Genomic DNA, 15,012 nt, shown 5'->3' on the forward strand with positions numbered 1-15,012 from the left:
CGAGCGAAGGGGCGGTCAGTCCTGGGCGCGTCCGGTGGTCACACGGGCGATCATCAGGGCGACCAGGATGATTCCGCCGTAGATCGCCTGGATCCAGAAGGACGGCACCTGGGCGAGGGTGAGCAGGTTCTGCACGACGCCCAGCAGCAGGACGCCGGTGAGGGCGCCGAACATGGTGCCCCTGCCGCCGTCGAGGCTGATGCCGCCGATGACCGCGGCCGCCATCACCGTGAAGATCATGTTGTTGCCCTGGTTGGCGCTGATCGCGCCGACGTACCCGGTCTGCATGATGCCGCCGACCGAGGCGAGGACACCGGCGACGACCGACACCCCGAGCAGCACCCGGTCGACACGGATGCCGGCCGCGCGGGCCGCTTCGGTGTTGCCGCCGATCGCGTACAGGGCGCGGCCGATCCGGTGGTACTTGAGGATCAGCCCGGCGATGCCGAAGGCGACCGCGGCCAGCCACACCGAGAGCGGGACGCGCAGGAAGGTGGAGGTGGCCAGGGAGAAGAACGCGTCGGGCATCCCGAACAGCGTCTTGCCCTTGGTGGCGCCGACCAGCAGTCCGCGCAGGACGATCAGCATCGCGAGGGTGACGATGAAGGCGTTGAGCTTGAGCTTCACCACGAGGACGCCGTTGAAGGCACCGATGACGCCGCCCACGACGAGGATCGCCAGGAGGGCGAGCCCGGCCGACCACTCCGTGCCCCAGCCGGACTGGGCCGCGGGCAGGACCAGCAGGGCGCCGACGGCGGGCGCGATGCCGACGACCGACTCCAGCGAAAGGTCGATCTTGCCGGTGATCAGGATCAGCGACTCGGCGAGCACCACCATCGCGAGCGCCGCGGAGGCGCCGAGGATGGAGATGAGGTTCCGCTCGGTGAGGAAGGAGTCGTTGACGATCGCGCCGAGCACCATGAGCAGCAACAGGGCGGGGACGAGGGCGAGTTCGCGCGCCCGGCGGAACAGTACGGTCTTGGTGGCACGTCCGTCGCGCACTGCTGTGGCGGCGAACGGCGGGGCCTTGGTCTCAGCCATCGGGGCCTCGCTCCCCTCGGCCGGGGGTCCGGGGTTGACCCCCCGGGGAGATGCCGTAGCCATGGTCCACTCCTTCGATGGAGGCGATCAGCTCGTGGTCGTGCCAGCCGGCCGGGTGCTCGGCGACGACACGGCCGTGGAAGAGGACGAGGACCCGGTCGCAGCGGCGCAGGTCGTCGAGTTCGTCGGAGACGACGAGCACGGCGGTCCCGTCGTCACGGGCGCTGTCCACGCGGGACAGCAGCGACTGCTTGGACTTCACGTCGACGCCCGCGGTGGGGTTGATGAGGATGAGCAGCCGGGGGTCGGAGGCGAGGGCACGGGCCATCACGACCTTCTGCGCGTTGCCGCCGGAGAGGTCGGAGACGGGCTGGTCGGGCCCCTCGGCGTGGATGTCGAGGCGGTCGATCAGCTCGTCGGCGAACCGGCGTCTGCGGTCGGTGGCGATGAAGCCGTAGCGGCCGAGCCGGTTCAGGACGCTCATGGTGGTGTTGTCGCCGATGGTCATGCCGGAGACGAGCCCCTGCTCGTGCCGGTCGCGCGGCACGCAGCCGACGCCCGCCCTGAGCGCGGCCTGCACGTCGCCGAACGGGAGCCGCTCGCCGTCGAGCCGGGCCGTTCCCCCGGTCGGCCGGTACAGGCCGGCGAGCGACTCGGCCAGCTCGATCTTGCCGCTCGCGCTGGAGCCGGCGAGCCCGACGACCTCGCCGCGGCGCACGGTGAGGTCGATGGCGTCGTATGCGTCCGAGGTGAGGCCCTCGGTGCGCAGCACGACGGGCGCGTCCTTGGGCCCGGTGTCCCGGACGGCCGCCCGTTCGGCGATCGCCTCGCCCGCCATGGCCTCCACCAGCGCCGGGCGCGGAAGCTCGGCGACCGGCGCGGTGGTGATCCAGCGGGCGTCGCGCAGCACGGTGACCGTCTGGCACACCTCGTACACCTCCTGGAGGTGGTGCGAGATGAACAGGAAGGTGACGCCGGACTCCTGGAGCGCGCGCATCCGGGTGAAGAGCCGCTCGATCTCCCGGTTGTCGAGCTGGGCCGTGGGTTCGTCGAGGACGATGAACCGGGCGCCGAAGCTCAACGCCCGGGCGATCTCGACCATTTGGCGGTCCTCGACCTTGAGGTCGGAGGTGCGGGCCTCCGGGTCGACGCGCACGTCCCAGGTCGCCAGGACGTCGGCCGCCTCGGACCGCAGTCTGCGCCAGCTGATCAGTCCGCCGCGTCCCGTCGGCTGCCGGTTGATGAAGAGGTTCTCCGCGACCGTCAACTCCGGTACGACGGTGGGCTTCTGGTAGACGCAGGCCACCTTGCGGCGCCAGGCGTCGCGGTCGGTGAGCGGGGGTGCGGGTTCGCCGTCGAAGCGGACCGTGCCCTCGTCGGGCGCCTGCAGACCGGTGAGGATCGTGACGAGGGTGGACTTGCCCGCGCCGTTGCGTCCTACCAGGGCATGGGACTCGCCCGGCAGGACGGTGAGCCGGCCGTCTTGGAGGGCGACGGTGGGGCCGTACCGCTTGGCCACCCCGCGCGCCTCCACCAGTGGGGTACTCATTTGACCGTGTTGCCCCAGAGCTTGGGGTCGTCGACGTTGTCCTTGGTGACCAGCGGCGCGGGCAGCTGGTCCTCCAGGATGCCGCTGGGCAGCTTGACGATCGTGGAGTCGTGGTCGGTCGGTCCGGTCTTGAACGTCTTGCCCTGCATGGCCGCCTTGATGTAGTACATGCCGTACTTGGCGTAGGTGTCGGCGGGCTGGGAGACGGTGGCGTCGATCTCGCCCTTGCGGATGGCGTCGAACTCCTGCGGGATGCCGTCGTTCGAGACGATCGCGATGTGACCGGCCTGGCCGGCCTTCTTCAGCATCCCCTTCGACTTCAGGGTCTGCAGCGTGGGCGCGAGGTAGACGCCGCCGGCCTGCATGTAGATGCCCTTGATGTCGGGGTTGGCGTTCAGCAGCGTGTCCAGCTTGGAGGCCGCGGTGTCGGACTCCCATTTGGCGGGGATCTCCAGGACCTTCAGCTTCGGGTAGTTCTTCTTGACGCAGGACCGGAACGCCTCCGAGCGGTCACGGCCGTTGACCGAGGCCAGGTCGCCCATGATCTGCACGACCTTGCCCGAACTCACCTGCTTGCCCAGGAACTCGCAGGCCTTCTGGCCGTACGCGACGTTGTCGGCGCGGACGACCATGGCGACCTTCCCCTTGTCGGGGGCCACGTCGACGGCGACGACGGGGACGCCCTTGCGGTCGGCCTGGTCGAGACCGGCGACGATCGCGGCGCTGTCCAGCGGGGCCACCACGAGACCCTTGACGCCCTGGTTCAGCTGGTTGTTGATGTCGGTGATCTGCTGGGAGGGATCACTGTTGGAGTTGACGGTCTTGAGGGCGTCGACACCCTCGGACTTCGCCATCTTGGGTACGTAGTCGTTGTAGGACTGCCAGAACGGCGAGGTCAGCAGGGGCAGGATCACTCCGACCTTGCCGCTGCCGTCGCCTCCCCCGCCGCCGGAGGCGACGTCGTCCTTGGTGCTGCCGCACGCCGCGAGCACCAGGGTCGCGCAGGCGGCCGCAGCCGCCGCACTCACTGCCCGCGACGAGATTCGCCTGTTCCGCACTGTTCTGCCGGCCATCTGACGGCTCCTCATTGAGCGAGATCGAGCAGGACGCGTGGCCGGAGTCCCTCTTCCAGCCGGGACGAATATTTATCAGACCACTTTGGGTCCGCAACACCCCGCGGAGCCAAGATTTCCTGGTTTTCGGCCGTAGTGGTCCGACCACATGGGTAGTTAGACTGCGGCGCACCCGGCAACAGGAGGAAGCGGCGTGGACGAGAGCCTGTCCCACGGGACGGAGGGCGCCCCCCAGAAGGGCACCGTGACCGAGCGCGCCATCGAGCGGATCAAGGCGATGATCAAAGAGGGCCGTCTCGAGCCCGGACAGCGGCTGCCGACGGAGCGCGATCTCGCCGCCCAGCTGGGCATGTCCCGCAGTTCGATGCGCGAGGCGATCCGCGCGCTCACGGTCCTCGGCGTGCTGGAGGCCCGGCACGGCTCGGGCATCTACGTCACGCAGCTGGAGGCCGGGGACCTCCTGGAGACCTTCGGCGTGGTGGCCGACCTCTCGCGCGGCCCGCAGCTGGTGGAACTGCTGGAGGTGCGCCGGATCCTGGAGTCGACGGCGACGGCGCTGGCCGCCGCGCGGATCACCCCCGACCAGCTCGCCGAGGTGGAGAAACATCTCACCGCGATGAACGCGACCGACGACCCGGAGGAGATCCTCGCCCACGACCTGGCCTTCCACCGGGAGATCGCGGCCGCCGCGGGCAACGAGACGATGGCGGCCATCCTGGAGGGGCTGTCCTCGCGCACGTTCCGTGCCCGGGTCTGGCGCGGCTACCAGGAGGAGGGCGCATTCGAGCGCACCCGCCGCGAGCACGCGGCGATCCACCGCGCGCTGCTGGCCCACGACCCGGAGGCGGCCAGAGCGGCCGCCGCCGCGCACGTGGGCGAGGTCGAACAGTGGCTGCGGACCCAGCTCACGCAGTAGCCGGGTCCGCGGCCCCTCCCCTCGTCAGGCCCGCTTCAGCCGCAGGGTCACCAGCTCGAAGGGACGCAGCGACACGGTGATCCGGTCGCCGTCGCGCTCCGGCGGCGCGGCGTCGGCGAGGGGCCGTTCCAGCAGATCGGTCACCGTGACGGCCCCGGTCGCGAAGCCCGTGGTGAGCGTGGCCCGCGTCCGGCCGCCACGGGACTCGTGGAAGCGCACCACCACGTCACCGCTGCCGTCGTCGGCGAGCTTGACCGCGGTCACCACGACCGCGTCCTGCTCGACGCCCACCAGCGGCGCGACCTCGTGCGCGCCCGTCAGGTGCCGCTCGGGCAGGTTGATCCGCCACCCCTCGCGCACCGCGTCCCCGATCGCGGCCCCCGGCACCATTGCGTGCCGGAAGCGGTGGACCCCCTGGTCGGTCTCCGGGTCCGGGAAGCGCGGGGCGCGCAGCAGGGACACGCGCACGGTGGTGGTCGTGCCGCGGTCGCTCTCGCGCACGGTCCGGGTCACGTCGTGTCCGTACGTGGAGTCGTTGACGATCGCGACACCCCAGTCCGGTTCCCCGACGTGGACGAACCGGTGGTTGCACGCCTCGAACTTGGCTGCCTCCCAGGAGGTGTTGGTGTGGGTGGGCCGGTAGAAGTGCCCGAACTGGGTCTCGGAGGCGTACCGTTCGGCGTGCACGTCGAGGGGGAACGCGAGCTTCAGGAACTTCTCGGTCTCGTGCCAGTCGACCTCGGTGTCGATGCCGAGCCGCCGCTCGCCCGCCGCCAGTGTGAGCACCTGGGTGACCCGCGACGCGCCGAAGGACCGGACGATCCGGACCGACACGCCGTCCTCACCGGGCCCGACCTCGTCGGCGTCCACCAGGTCGGTGACCGTGTTGCGGTAGAACTCGTCGACGTCCCAGGCGTCCCACATGTTCGGGAAGTCGGGGTGGATCTGGAGCAGGTTCGCGGCCCGGTCCGGTGCGATCGTCTCGCGGCCGGCCTCGATGTCGTACGCCGAGACGACCAGTCCGCGGGCGTCGACCTCGACCCGCAGCAGGCCGTTGTCGAGGACGTGTCCACCGCCCGCCCTGGGGGTGAGCGAGACCTCGCCGGGGCCGGCGGCCGGGCCGGCCGCGCCGGCCGGGACCCCGTCGCGGGTGTGCGGAGCGGAGTTGAACACGAGCGGGGTGGCTCCTTCACCGGCCAGCGCGCGCTGCGCCGCGCCGATGACGCCGTCCAGCTCCTCGGCGACCCGCTCGTACGTCCGCCGCGCCTCCCGGTGCACCCAGGCGATGGACGAGCCGGGCAGGATGTCGTGGAACTGGTGGAGCAGCACCGTCTTCCAGAGGCGGTCCAGCTGTTCGTACGGATAGGGGAACCCGGTCCGCACCGCCGCGGTCGCCGCCCACAGTTCGGCCTCGCGCAGCAGGTGCTCGCTGCGCCGGTTGCCCTGCTTGGTCCTGGCCTGGCTGGTGAGGGTCGCGCGGTGGAGTTCGAGGTACAACTCGCCGACCCAGACAGGGGCTTCGGGATGTTCGGCCTCGGCCTTCGCGAAGAACTCCGCCGGGGTCTCCCACTTCACCGTGGCGGAGCCTTCGAGGTTCTTCAGCCGAGCCGCCTTCGCGACCATCTCGCGGGTGGTGCCGCCGCCTCCGTCGCCCCAGCCGGTGGGCGCGAGGGAGTGCCGGGCGGCCCCCTTGTCCTTGAAGTTCCTGGCCGCGTGGGCGATCTCGCTGCCCCGCATGGAGCAGTTGTAGGTGTCCACGGGCGGGAAGTGGGTGAAGATGCGGGTTCCGTCGATGCCCTCCCACCGGAAGGTGTGGTGCGGGAACTTGTTGGTCTGCGACCACGAGATCTTCTGGGTGAGCAGCCACTTGGAGCCCGCCGCCTTGATGATCTGCGGGAGCCCGGCGGCGAAGCCGAAGGTGTCGGGCAGCCAGGCCTCGTCGTTCTCGATGCCGAACTCGTCGAGGAAGAACCGCTTGCCGTGCACGAACTGACGGGCCATCGCCTCCGAGCCGGGCATGTTGGTGTCCGACTCGACCCACATGCCTCCGGCCGGGACGAACCGGCCCTCCGCGACGGCCTTCTTCACCCGCGCCCACACCTCGGGCCGGTGCTCCTTCACCCAGGCCCACTGCTGCGCCTGGGACATCGCGAAGACGAACTCGGGTTCGTCCTCGATGAGCGCGGTCATGTTGGAGGTGGTGCGCGCCACCTTGCGGACCGTCTCGCGCAGCGGCCACAGCCAGGCCGAGTCGATGTGCGCGTGCCCTACGGCGCTGATCCGGTGGGCGGAGGGCACGGCGGGTTCCGCGAGGACGCCCTCCAGCCGGGCACGGGCCGCGGCGGCGGTGCCTCCCACGTCCTGGAGGTCGACGGCGTCCAGCGCCCGCTCCACCGCGCGCAGGATGTCCCAGCGTCGCGCGGACTCCACCGGCAGCTCGGCCATCAGCTCGCCGAGCACCTCCAGGTCGAGCACCAGTTCCCACACCGTCTCGTCGAGGACCGCGAGATCCATCCGGGTGAGTGTGTACTGCGGCTCGCTGCCCGCCGTCTCCTTGTCGCCCAGCCGGGTGGGCAGGAAGGGATGGTAGTCGAGGATCACCGGGTTGGAGGCGGCCTCGATGTGCAGCCGGACCTCCTCGCCGCCCTCGGCCGGCGCGGCGACGCGCACCCACTGGTTGCGCGGGTTGAGTCCCTTCACCGGGGAGCCGTCGGGGCGGTAGACGAGCCCCTCGCACTGGAATCCCGGCATGTTCTCGTCGAAACCGAGGTCGAGGAGCGCCTCGACGGTCCGGCCCGCCCAGGACTCGGGGACGGTCCCGGTGACCCGGAACCAGCTGGTGTCCCACGGAGCGCCCCAGCGCGCGCCCACCGCGATCGGCTCCGGCACGGCCGCGAGCCCCTCGGCGACCGGGACCGGCTCCCCGGGCGCGTGCCACACCGCCACTTCCAGCGGTACGGACTCGGGGTAGACGGCGGGTCGGATGCGTTCGTCGAGGACACGCTTGAGGCGGGCTTCGACCAGGGTGCGGTCGTCATGCATGGGACGGCTCCGTGGGGTGAGGTGTGCGGGTTACCAGGTGTTGGTGGTCGTGGCCGGGGTCGAGACGGTGAACAGCTCCCCCACCGCGCGCAGTTCGAATCCTGCGGCGGCCTCGCCCTGCTCGGCGCCGAGACCGCCCGCGTAGAACGCGGTCTGGCAGGCGCCGAGGTACCGGTAGGAGGCGTACGGCTGGAGGTCGCGGCCGGCCGCGGCCGCGCGGAGGGGGACGCCGGGCAGGGCGGGGGTGAGCGCCGCGGCGGCTCCGGCGAGCAGGAGAGCGCGTCTGCTGAGGTTCACTGTGTGCTCCGTATCGTCGTGACGACGGGTGGGGACGGGCTACTCGGTGACCTGACCGGGGGTGACGACTTCGGTGATGCCACGGGCCGCGAGGTGGTCCTTGTCGTCGGCGCGGCTCGCGAGAACGGTGGTGGGGCGGGCGCCGTCGGCGGTGAGCCGGGCGAAGGCCTCGAAGACGGGGCCGCCGGGGGCGCAGACGGAACGGCCCCGCGCGGTGTCGACGACGAGCGCGGTGGTGCGCGAGGAGGGCTGGTGCGTCCGGCCCTCGCCGACGATGCGGGCGAGGGCACGCGCGGCGGGCTTGGGTTGCCGGTCACTCGTCAACAGACCAAGGCTGTACTCCAGTTCGGGGAAGTCGGCCAGGTCGCGGCTGACGTCGTGCGAGCACCACCAGGTGACGCCCCACAGGCCGGGGCAGTCGAGCGCGTTCGCGACCGTCGCCTCGGTGAAGGCGGCCGCGTGCTCGGCCGGGATCAGCGGGGCGGGCGCGCCGACCTCCTGGAGCCAGACCGGGCGGCCCGGGTCGTCCGCCCAGGCCTTGGAGAGCTCGACGAGGTACGCGGCGTGGTGCTCGGTGGCGACGCCCCGGCGGCCGTGCCGCTGGGCCGTCCCGTTGAACACCCAGGAGTGGACGGCGGTGAGGGCGCCGAGCCGGGCCGAGTGCTCGGGCGTGAACGGCTGGTCGTCCTGGTACCAGGCGGCGTCGTACGAGGCGTGCAGATGCGGCTTGCCCGGAGCGCCCTCCTCGCAGGCCGCGAGCAGCCGGGTCAGCCACGCCCCGGCCTGCCCGGACGTGATGCGGTCCGGGTCGGGATGCGGCCCGGCGGCGAACTGGTTGACCTCGTTGCCGATCGTCATGCCGATGAAGTTCGGCCGGTCGGCGAGGGCGGCGGCGAGGGTGCGCAGGTACTCCGCCTCCGCCTCGACCACCTCGGGGTCGGTGAAGATGTTCCGCCGGTGCCAGGTCTGCGTCCACGCGGGCAGGAAGTCGAAGCTCGACAGGTGCCCCTGGAGTCCGTCCACGTTGACGTCGAGTCCGCGTTCGGCGGCGGCGTCGGCGAGCGCCACGAGCTGTTCGACGGCGCGCGGGCGGATCAGGGTGCGGTTGGGCTGGAAATAGGGCCATAGCGGGAAGACCCGGATGTGGTCGAGGCCGAGCGCGGCGATCGAGTCGAGGTCGGCGCGTACGGAGTCGAGATCGAAGTCGAGCCAGTGGTGGAACCACCCTTCGCTCGGTGTGTAGTTGACGCCGAAGCGCACGGCAGGGGGCATGCGGGATCCTTGCGAATCGGAACGACGGAGGGACGGGTTCAGCCCTTGACCGCGCCCTCGCCCACACCGCGGAAGAAGTACCGCTGGAGACAGGCGAAGAGGGCGATCAGCGGTGCGACGGCGATGATCGTGCCGGCGGCGACGAGCCGTTCGTCGTTGGCGAACGTGCCGTGCAGGTAGTTGAGTCCGATGGTCAGGGTGAACTTCGAGGGGTCGCTGAGCACGATGAGCGGCCACAGGAAGTCGTCCCAGGCGCCCATGAAGGCGAAGATGGCGACGACGGCGAGGGTGCCCTTCACCGACGGCAGCGCGATCCGCAGGAACCGCTGCCAGACGTTCGCCCCGTCGACGTAGGCCGCCTCCTCGATCTCGTAGGGCAGGTTCAGGAAGGCGTTGCGCATCAGCAGGACGTTCATCGCGCCGACGCAGCCGGGCAGGACCACGCCGATGAGTGTGTTGTTCAGGCCGAGTTCACGCATGGTGGTGAACTGGGCGATGATGATGCCCTCGACGGGGACCAGCATCGCCAGGATGAAGACCAGCGTCGCCACCCGGCGGCCCCGGTAGCGCAGCCGGGCCAGGGCGTAGCCGGCGAGGGCCGAACCGACGCAGTTCGTGACGACGTTGGCTCCCGCGACCTTGAGCGAGTTCACCGCGTAGTCCCAGACGGGGATGGTGTCGGCGACCCGCTGGTAGTTGTGCAGCGTCGGGTGGCCGGGCAGGAGCGCCGGCGGGGAGCCGAAGATGTCCTCGGTCGGTCCCTTGAGCGAGGTGGACAGCTGCCACAGGAACGGGCCGACGGTCAGGGCGAGGACTGCGAGCAGCAGCAGGTACCTCAGGACGAGTTCCCACACCCGGACACGGCGGCCCTGCTCGTCGGTGACGCGGCGGCGGGGCCGCCGCTCCGGTGCCGGACGCTCCGCGGGCCGTACCTTCTCCAGCACGCTCACGCGTCCTCCTTCCGGTCGGCGCGCAGCACGAGCAGCATCAGCGCGACGGTGACGACGAAGACGACGACGGAGAGGGCGGAGGCGTAGCCCACCCGGCCGGTCAGTCCGGTGCCGGTGCGCTGGACCAGCATGACGAGGGTGGTGTCCTCGCCCGCCGGTCCGCCGTCCGGACCCGCCATCAGGTACACCTCGGAGAACACCTTGAAGGCGGCGACCGAGGAGAGCGCGCCGACCAGCACCATGGTGGAGCGCACGGCGGGCACGGTGACGGTGAGGAAGCGGCGTACGGCCCCCGCGCCGTCGACGGACGCCGCCTCGTGCAGCTCGCGCGGCACGTTGGCGAGCGCCGCCAGGTAAATGATCATGTAGTAGCCGAGGCCCTTCCAGACCGTGACGGCCATGGCGCTCAGCAGGAGCAGCCACTGGTCGCTGAGGAAGCCGACCCTGCCGATGCCGACCGTCTCCAGCAGCGAGTTCACCAGGCCGCGTTCGTCCAGCAGCCACACCCAGATCAGACCGACCACGACGATGGAGGCGACCACCGGGGTGTAGAAGGCCGACCGGAAGAAGGTGATGCCGGGGATGTTCTTCTGGACCAGCAGGGCGAGCAGCAACGGCAGCAGGACGAGCGCGGGGACGACCCCGACGACGTACAGCGCGCTGTTGCGCAGTCCGATCCAGAACATGTCGTCGTGCAGCAGCTCCCGGAAGTTGGCGAGGCCCACGAACGTGCCGGGGATCAGGGTGCGGCGGTCGGTGAAGGAGTTGACCACCGTCGAGACGAACGGGTAGAGGATGAAGACACCCGTGATCAGCAGTCCCGGTGCGGCGAACAGCCAGGGGCTGGAGGGGAGCTGGCGTCGCACCCGGGAGGCGGCGCGGGGGGTCCGCGCGCCGCGCCGCGCGTCGCCGGACAGGGTCGAGGGGCTCGCCATACCGGATCAGCCCTGCTGCCGGAGGAGCCGGTCGCAGGCTTTGACAGCGTTGTCGAGAGCCGCCTTGGGGCTCTCCTTGCCCTGGAGCGCCTTGGCGACCTCGTTGCGCAGTGCGGTCTTCATCTGCTCGCTGAACAGGACCGGGGTGTAATTGACCGCGTTCTTCAGGGACTTGGCGGCGGCGATCCGTACCCGCGTCTCGTCGGTCCCGTCCTCCTTGGTGAAGTACGGGTCGTCGAGCGAGCCGGCGGTGCTCGGGAAGATCGCGACCTTCTTGGCGAACGACATCTGGTTCCGCGCGTCGGTGACGAAGTGCGCGAAGGCGACCGAGGCCGGGGTGTGCTTGGTGCGCGCGTTGACCATCACGCCCATGACGTACATGTTCACCTTGCCGGTGCTGGTGATCTGGTCCGTGATGCCGATGTTCTTGTACAGGTTCGGCGCCTGCTTCTTGAAGTTGCCGAGGTCCAGTGCGCTGCCGGGGTTCATGGCGACGGCGCCGGTCAGGAACTTCTTGCCGGACGACTCCGGGGTCGCGGTGAGCGCCTGTGGGTCGAGCGCCTTGGCGTCGTACAACTCCTTGTACTTGGTGAGGAGTTCGACACCCTTGGCGTCGTCGAAGGCGAAGGCCGTGCCTTCCTCGTTCATCAGCTGGACGCCGTAGCGGCCGAAGTCCTCGATGGTGGGCACGTTGGCGAGGGTGGCCACCTTGCCGTGGGTCCTGTCCGCCAGCCGCAGCGCGTCGGTGAAGAGGTCGTCGTACGTGGTCGGGGGCTTGGAGGCGTCGAGCCCGGCCTGCTTGAACAGCGACTTGTTGTAGAAGAGCGGTCCGGTGTTGAGGTACCAGGGGAAGGCGTACGTCCCGGTCATGCCCGGTATCCGGTGGCCGGCCCAGGCGCCGTCCAGGTACTCCTTCCGGTACTGGCCCGCCGACTTGTCGAGGTCCAGGGCGAGGCCCGCCTTGGCGAGCGGGGCGACGAGGTCCGGGGAGACGTTCACGACGTCGGGCAGGGTGCCGCCGGCCGCGTCCGCGCTGATCTTGTCGGCGTAGCCCTCGGCGGGCTGGTCGACCCACTTCACATGGGTGTCCGGGTACTTCTTCTCGAAGTCCGCGATCACACCCTCGAAGTACGACTTGAAGTTGGCCCTCAGGTTCCAGGTCTGGAAGGTGATGTCGCCCTCGACCTTTCCGGAGGCGTCCGTCGAGCCGGCGCCGTCGTTCCCGGAACCGCAGGCGCTCAACGGCAGAAGGACGGCAACGGCGGCAGCGGCGGCGAGAACTCCGCGGGAGATGCGCACGGATGGGGCTCCTTTGCGGTGGGGGACGAAGGGTGCCGGGGCAGACCTTGCATGCAACTCGCCGGACCAGTCAATGGATTTGGCGCAGCTAAACTCTTTAGTGAAGGAACATGGCTGGTCAGAGACGTACGACCAGCCTCTTGCAATCGATCACTAATGCGCTTTAGATTGCCTCAGCTCAAGCGCATTAGTACGCAGTCGCGGCAGAACGGGGAGCAAGGTTGCCAGCCAAGCGGTCACCCGCGCGCCGGCCGACGATGAAGGACATCGCGCAGCGCGCCGGGGTCTCGGAGAGTGCGGTCTCCTTCGCCCTCAACGGCCGGCCCGGGGTCTCCGAGATCACCCGCGACCGGGTGCGCCGGGTAGCCGAACAGCTGGGCTGGCGGCCGAGCACGGCGGCCCGCGCGCTGTCCGGTGAGGGCGCGGCCACGGTCGGGCTCGTCGTGGCACGCCCCGCCGACACCCTGGGCGTGGACTCGTTCTTCCTGCAACTGATCTCCGGCATCCAGGAGGTGCTGGCCGAGCGGCATCTCGGGCTGCTCTTCCAGGTGGTGGAGGACGTGGACGACGAGTGCGCGGTCTACCGGCGCTGGTGGGCCGAGCACCGGGTGGACGGGGTCCTCGTCGTCGACCCGCGGACCGCCGATCCGCGCCCCGGCCTGCTGGAGGAACTGGGCCTGCCCGCGGTGGTGATCGGCGGTGTACCGGACGCGGCACACCCGGGGATGTCCACCGTCTGGGCGGACGACGCGGGCGCGATGGCCTCGGTGGTGGGCGAGTTGTACGCGCTCGGGCACCGCCGGATCGCGCACATCGCGGGGCTTCCGGGGCTCGCCCACACCGAGCGGCGCATCCGCACCCTGCGTGCGGAGGCCGAGCGGCGGGGGCTGTCCGAGGTGCGGTCCCTGACCACGGACTACTCGGACTCCGAGGGCGCCGCCGTCACCCGCCGGGTCCTGGAAGGCGGCGCGCCGCCGACGGCACTGGTCTACGACAACGACGTGATGGCCGTCGCCGGGGTCGCCACCGCGACGGAGCTCGGCTTCCTGGTGCCACGTGACGTGTCCGTCGTGGCCTGGGAGGACTCGGCGCTGTGCCGCATGGTCAGGCCGTGGCTGTCCGCGCTCTCCCGCGACACCGTGGAGTTCGGGCGCACCGCCGCGCGGGAACTGACCGCGCTGCTGGACGGCGGCCCGGCGCGGACGGTCCAGGTGCCGGTGCCGCGGCTGATCGAACGGGAGAGCACGGGGCCGGCGGCCGGCGTCTGACACGGGCGGGTGGTGCGGCGGACGAGGAGGCCGCCGTGGGAGGAGGGTGCGAGCGGGACGTACGTCCCGGCGGAAACCCGTTGGCGGACCACGGCGCCCCCTGCTACTTTTCCGGAGGCCGTGCGAGAGAACGAGGAGGTGGTACCCGTGAACACAGTATCGACATGGGTGCTCCCCTCCGGGGTCACGGTCGGGCGATAGGTCGCGTCCGGGAGCGCCGTTCCAGTGCACTCCCGAAAGGCACGCCCATGCGTTTCACTTCTGAACAGCACCTCGACGGCGGCGTCTTCGAACGCGCCTTCACCCTCGGCGGGATTCCCGGCATCCTGTGGACGCCCGCGTCCGCGTCCTCCTCGGCGCCGGCGCCCCTGATCCTGCTCGGCCACCCTCCCCTCGGACTGAGCAAGATGTACCCCCGGCTGGTGGCCCGGGCCCTGAGCTCCGCGGCGCAGGGTTTCGCCACGGCCACCATCGAGCTCCCCGGAAGCGGGGAGCGGCCCCGTTGGCCCGCCGCCGAGCAGGCCCGCGCCGATCTGCGCCGGGCGATGGAGGCCGGCGAGCCGGTCGGTGACGAGATCGTCGACGCCCTCGTCCTCCCGCTGGTCGACAGGGCGGTCCCGGAATGGCAGGCCGCCCTGGACGCCCTCCTTCCGCTTCCCGGACTCGGGGGCCCGGTCGGGTTCTCGGGTGGCGTGATCTCCATCGGCATCCGGCTGGCCGTGGTCGAACCGCGCGTCTCGGCCGCCGTCCTGTTCGCCGGGAGTCTCGTGCCTCGCGCCCTGTTCGAGGAGGCCCGGCAGGTCACCGTCCCCCTGCACGTCCTGCTTCAGTGGGACGACGAAGGGAACGACCGGCAGGCGTCCCTGGACCTGTTCGACGCTTTCGGCTCCGCGGAGAAGTCCCTGCACGCCCATCTCGGCGGGCACGCGGGCGTACCGGAGTACGCGGGGGACGCCGCGAACCGGTTCTTCGCCCGGCACCTGAGGTGACGCCGGGCCGTCGGACCGCCGGCGGACGGTAGCTGACGCCGGCCGGCCCGCCGCTCGCCGAGGACGGGTTCCGGTCCTCCTCGACGGCGGCGGCCGGCCGACGCACGACCGCCCCGATCGGTCCGGCACCGGTCGTCGGTGGTCCGGGGCCGGCCCGCGGGTGGTCCCCGGTCCGCTCGCGGACGGCCGGCCCGGGGGTGGCCGCGGACGGGTCTCGTGGGGGGGCGCGGAGCGGAGACCAGGCCGGCACCCCCCGCCGCGGACAGCGCGCCCCCCCCCCTAAAAAACCACACAAAACCCCCCGCCCCGCCCGGGGGGCGGTCGTCCAGGCGCCCCGGACGGCGGGCGGCATCCGTCCACGCGGACCCCGTGCGGCCGCGC

Annotated in this window: 12 protein-coding genes; 3 read left to right on the forward strand and 9 right to left on the reverse strand. The window is 70.9% G+C overall.

The annotated features are described in order from the left end of the window. Window positions 1–15: 15 nt before the first annotated feature. From ACFV2J_RS36705 to ACFV2J_RS36715, 3 genes are read right to left on the reverse strand one after another with little or no spacing between them, the layout of a single operon-like run. Window positions 16–1,041 carry an ABC transporter permease gene (locus ACFV2J_RS36705; protein WP_385083949.1) on the reverse strand — a complete coding sequence of 342 codons (1,026 nt, stop codon included), beginning with the start codon at window positions 1,039–1,041 and terminating at the stop codon, window positions 16–18. Next, a complete protein-coding gene (locus ACFV2J_RS36710; RefSeq protein ID WP_385083948.1) occupies window positions 1,034–2,590 on the reverse strand; it encodes a sugar ABC transporter ATP-binding protein in 1,557 nt (518 codons plus the stop codon). The genes ACFV2J_RS36705 and ACFV2J_RS36710 overlap by 8 nt, the downstream gene beginning before the upstream one ends. Further along, window positions 2,587–3,663 carry a sugar ABC transporter substrate-binding protein gene (locus ACFV2J_RS36715; protein WP_385083947.1) on the reverse strand — a complete coding sequence of 359 codons (1,077 nt, stop codon included), beginning with the start codon at window positions 3,661–3,663 and terminating at the stop codon, window positions 2,587–2,589. The genes ACFV2J_RS36710 and ACFV2J_RS36715 overlap by 4 nt, the downstream gene beginning before the upstream one ends. Window positions 3,664–3,856: 193 nt before the next feature. Between ACFV2J_RS36715 and ACFV2J_RS36720 the strand changes: the two genes are divergently transcribed. Beyond that, a complete protein-coding gene (locus ACFV2J_RS36720) occupies window positions 3,857–4,579 on the forward strand; it encodes a FadR/GntR family transcriptional regulator (RefSeq protein WP_385083946.1) in 723 nt (240 codons plus the stop codon). A 24-nt stretch (window positions 4,580–4,603) separates the two neighbouring features. Here the strand turns inward: ACFV2J_RS36720 and ACFV2J_RS36725 are convergent, their stop codons facing one another. The 6 genes from ACFV2J_RS36725 to ACFV2J_RS36750 are packed head-to-tail and all read right to left on the reverse strand — an operon-like array spanning window position 4,604 to window position 12,374. Next, the gene (locus ACFV2J_RS36725) at window positions 4,604–7,621 is read right to left on the reverse strand and encodes an alpha-mannosidase (RefSeq protein ID WP_385442796.1); all 3,018 of its coding nucleotides are present in this window, start codon (window positions 7,619–7,621) and stop codon (window positions 4,604–4,606) included. 30 nt (window positions 7,622–7,651) lie between these two features. Further along, window positions 7,652–7,918, reverse strand: coding sequence for a hypothetical protein (locus tag ACFV2J_RS36730; protein WP_385083944.1), 267 nt, complete (start codon window positions 7,916–7,918; stop codon window positions 7,652–7,654). A 39-nt stretch (window positions 7,919–7,957) separates the two neighbouring features. Further along, on the reverse strand, window positions 7,958–9,190 hold the full coding sequence (locus ACFV2J_RS36735) for a glycosyl hydrolase (RefSeq protein ID WP_385083943.1): 1,233 nt from the start codon (window positions 9,188–9,190) through the stop codon (window positions 7,958–7,960). Window positions 9,191–9,228: 38 nt separating this feature from the next. After that, window positions 9,229–10,140: a carbohydrate ABC transporter permease gene (locus ACFV2J_RS36740; RefSeq protein WP_385083942.1), complete on the reverse strand. Its 912-nt coding sequence runs from the start codon at window positions 10,138–10,140 to the stop codon at window positions 9,229–9,231. After that, window positions 10,137–11,075 carry a carbohydrate ABC transporter permease gene (locus ACFV2J_RS36745; RefSeq protein WP_385083941.1) on the reverse strand — a complete coding sequence of 313 codons (939 nt, stop codon included), beginning with the start codon at window positions 11,073–11,075 and terminating at the stop codon, window positions 10,137–10,139. Before ACFV2J_RS36745 ends, ACFV2J_RS36740 begins: the two co-directional genes overlap by 4 nt. 6 nt (window positions 11,076–11,081) lie before the next feature. Continuing rightward, window positions 11,082–12,374, reverse strand: a complete 1,293-nt coding sequence (locus tag ACFV2J_RS36750) for an ABC transporter substrate-binding protein (RefSeq protein WP_385083940.1) — start codon at window positions 12,372–12,374, stop codon at window positions 11,082–11,084. A 221-nt stretch (window positions 12,375–12,595) separates the two neighbouring features. Here ACFV2J_RS36750 and ACFV2J_RS36755 point away from each other — a divergent pair, with 221 nt between their 5' ends. Then, complete coding sequence (locus tag ACFV2J_RS36755) at window positions 12,596–13,642, forward strand: LacI family DNA-binding transcriptional regulator (RefSeq protein WP_385083939.1); 1,047 nt, start codon at window positions 12,596–12,598, stop codon at window positions 13,640–13,642. Window positions 13,643–13,890: 248 nt separating this feature from the next. Continuing rightward, window positions 13,891–14,631: an alpha/beta hydrolase gene (locus ACFV2J_RS36760; RefSeq protein ID WP_385083938.1), complete on the forward strand. Its 741-nt coding sequence runs from the start codon at window positions 13,891–13,893 to the stop codon at window positions 14,629–14,631. The last annotated feature ends 381 nt before the right edge of the window (window positions 14,632–15,012 follow it).

The sequence above is a fragment of the Streptomyces sp. NPDC059668 genome, from assembly GCF_042734135.1.
Lineage (GTDB): Bacteria > Actinomycetota > Actinomycetes > Streptomycetales > Streptomycetaceae > Streptomyces.

What these genes read in the sequence shown, in the direction of transcription:
- ACFV2J_RS36725 (WP_385442796.1), bottom strand. Translation starts at nt 7,621, where the DNA reads ATGCATGACGACCGCACCCTGGTCGAAGCCCGCCTCAAGCGTGTCCTC.
- ACFV2J_RS36735 (WP_385083943.1), bottom strand. Translation starts at nt 9,190, where the DNA reads ATGCCCCCTGCCGTGCGCTTCGGCGTCAACTACACACCGAGCGAAGGG.
- ACFV2J_RS36705 (WP_385083949.1), bottom strand. Translation starts at nt 1,041, where the DNA reads ATGGCTGAGACCAAGGCCCCGCCGTTCGCCGCCACAGCAGTGCGCGAC.
- ACFV2J_RS36710 (WP_385083948.1), bottom strand. Translation starts at nt 2,590, where the DNA reads ATGAGTACCCCACTGGTGGAGGCGCGCGGGGTGGCCAAGCGGTACGGC.
- ACFV2J_RS36745 (WP_385083941.1), bottom strand. Translation starts at nt 11,075, where the DNA reads ATGGCGAGCCCCTCGACCCTGTCCGGCGACGCGCGGCGCGGCGCGCGG.
- ACFV2J_RS36715 (WP_385083947.1), bottom strand. Translation starts at nt 3,663, where the DNA reads ATGGCCGGCAGAACAGTGCGGAACAGGCGAATCTCGTCGCGGGCAGTG.
- ACFV2J_RS36760 (WP_385083938.1), top strand. Translation starts at nt 13,891, where the DNA reads ATGCGTTTCACTTCTGAACAGCACCTCGACGGCGGCGTCTTCGAACGC.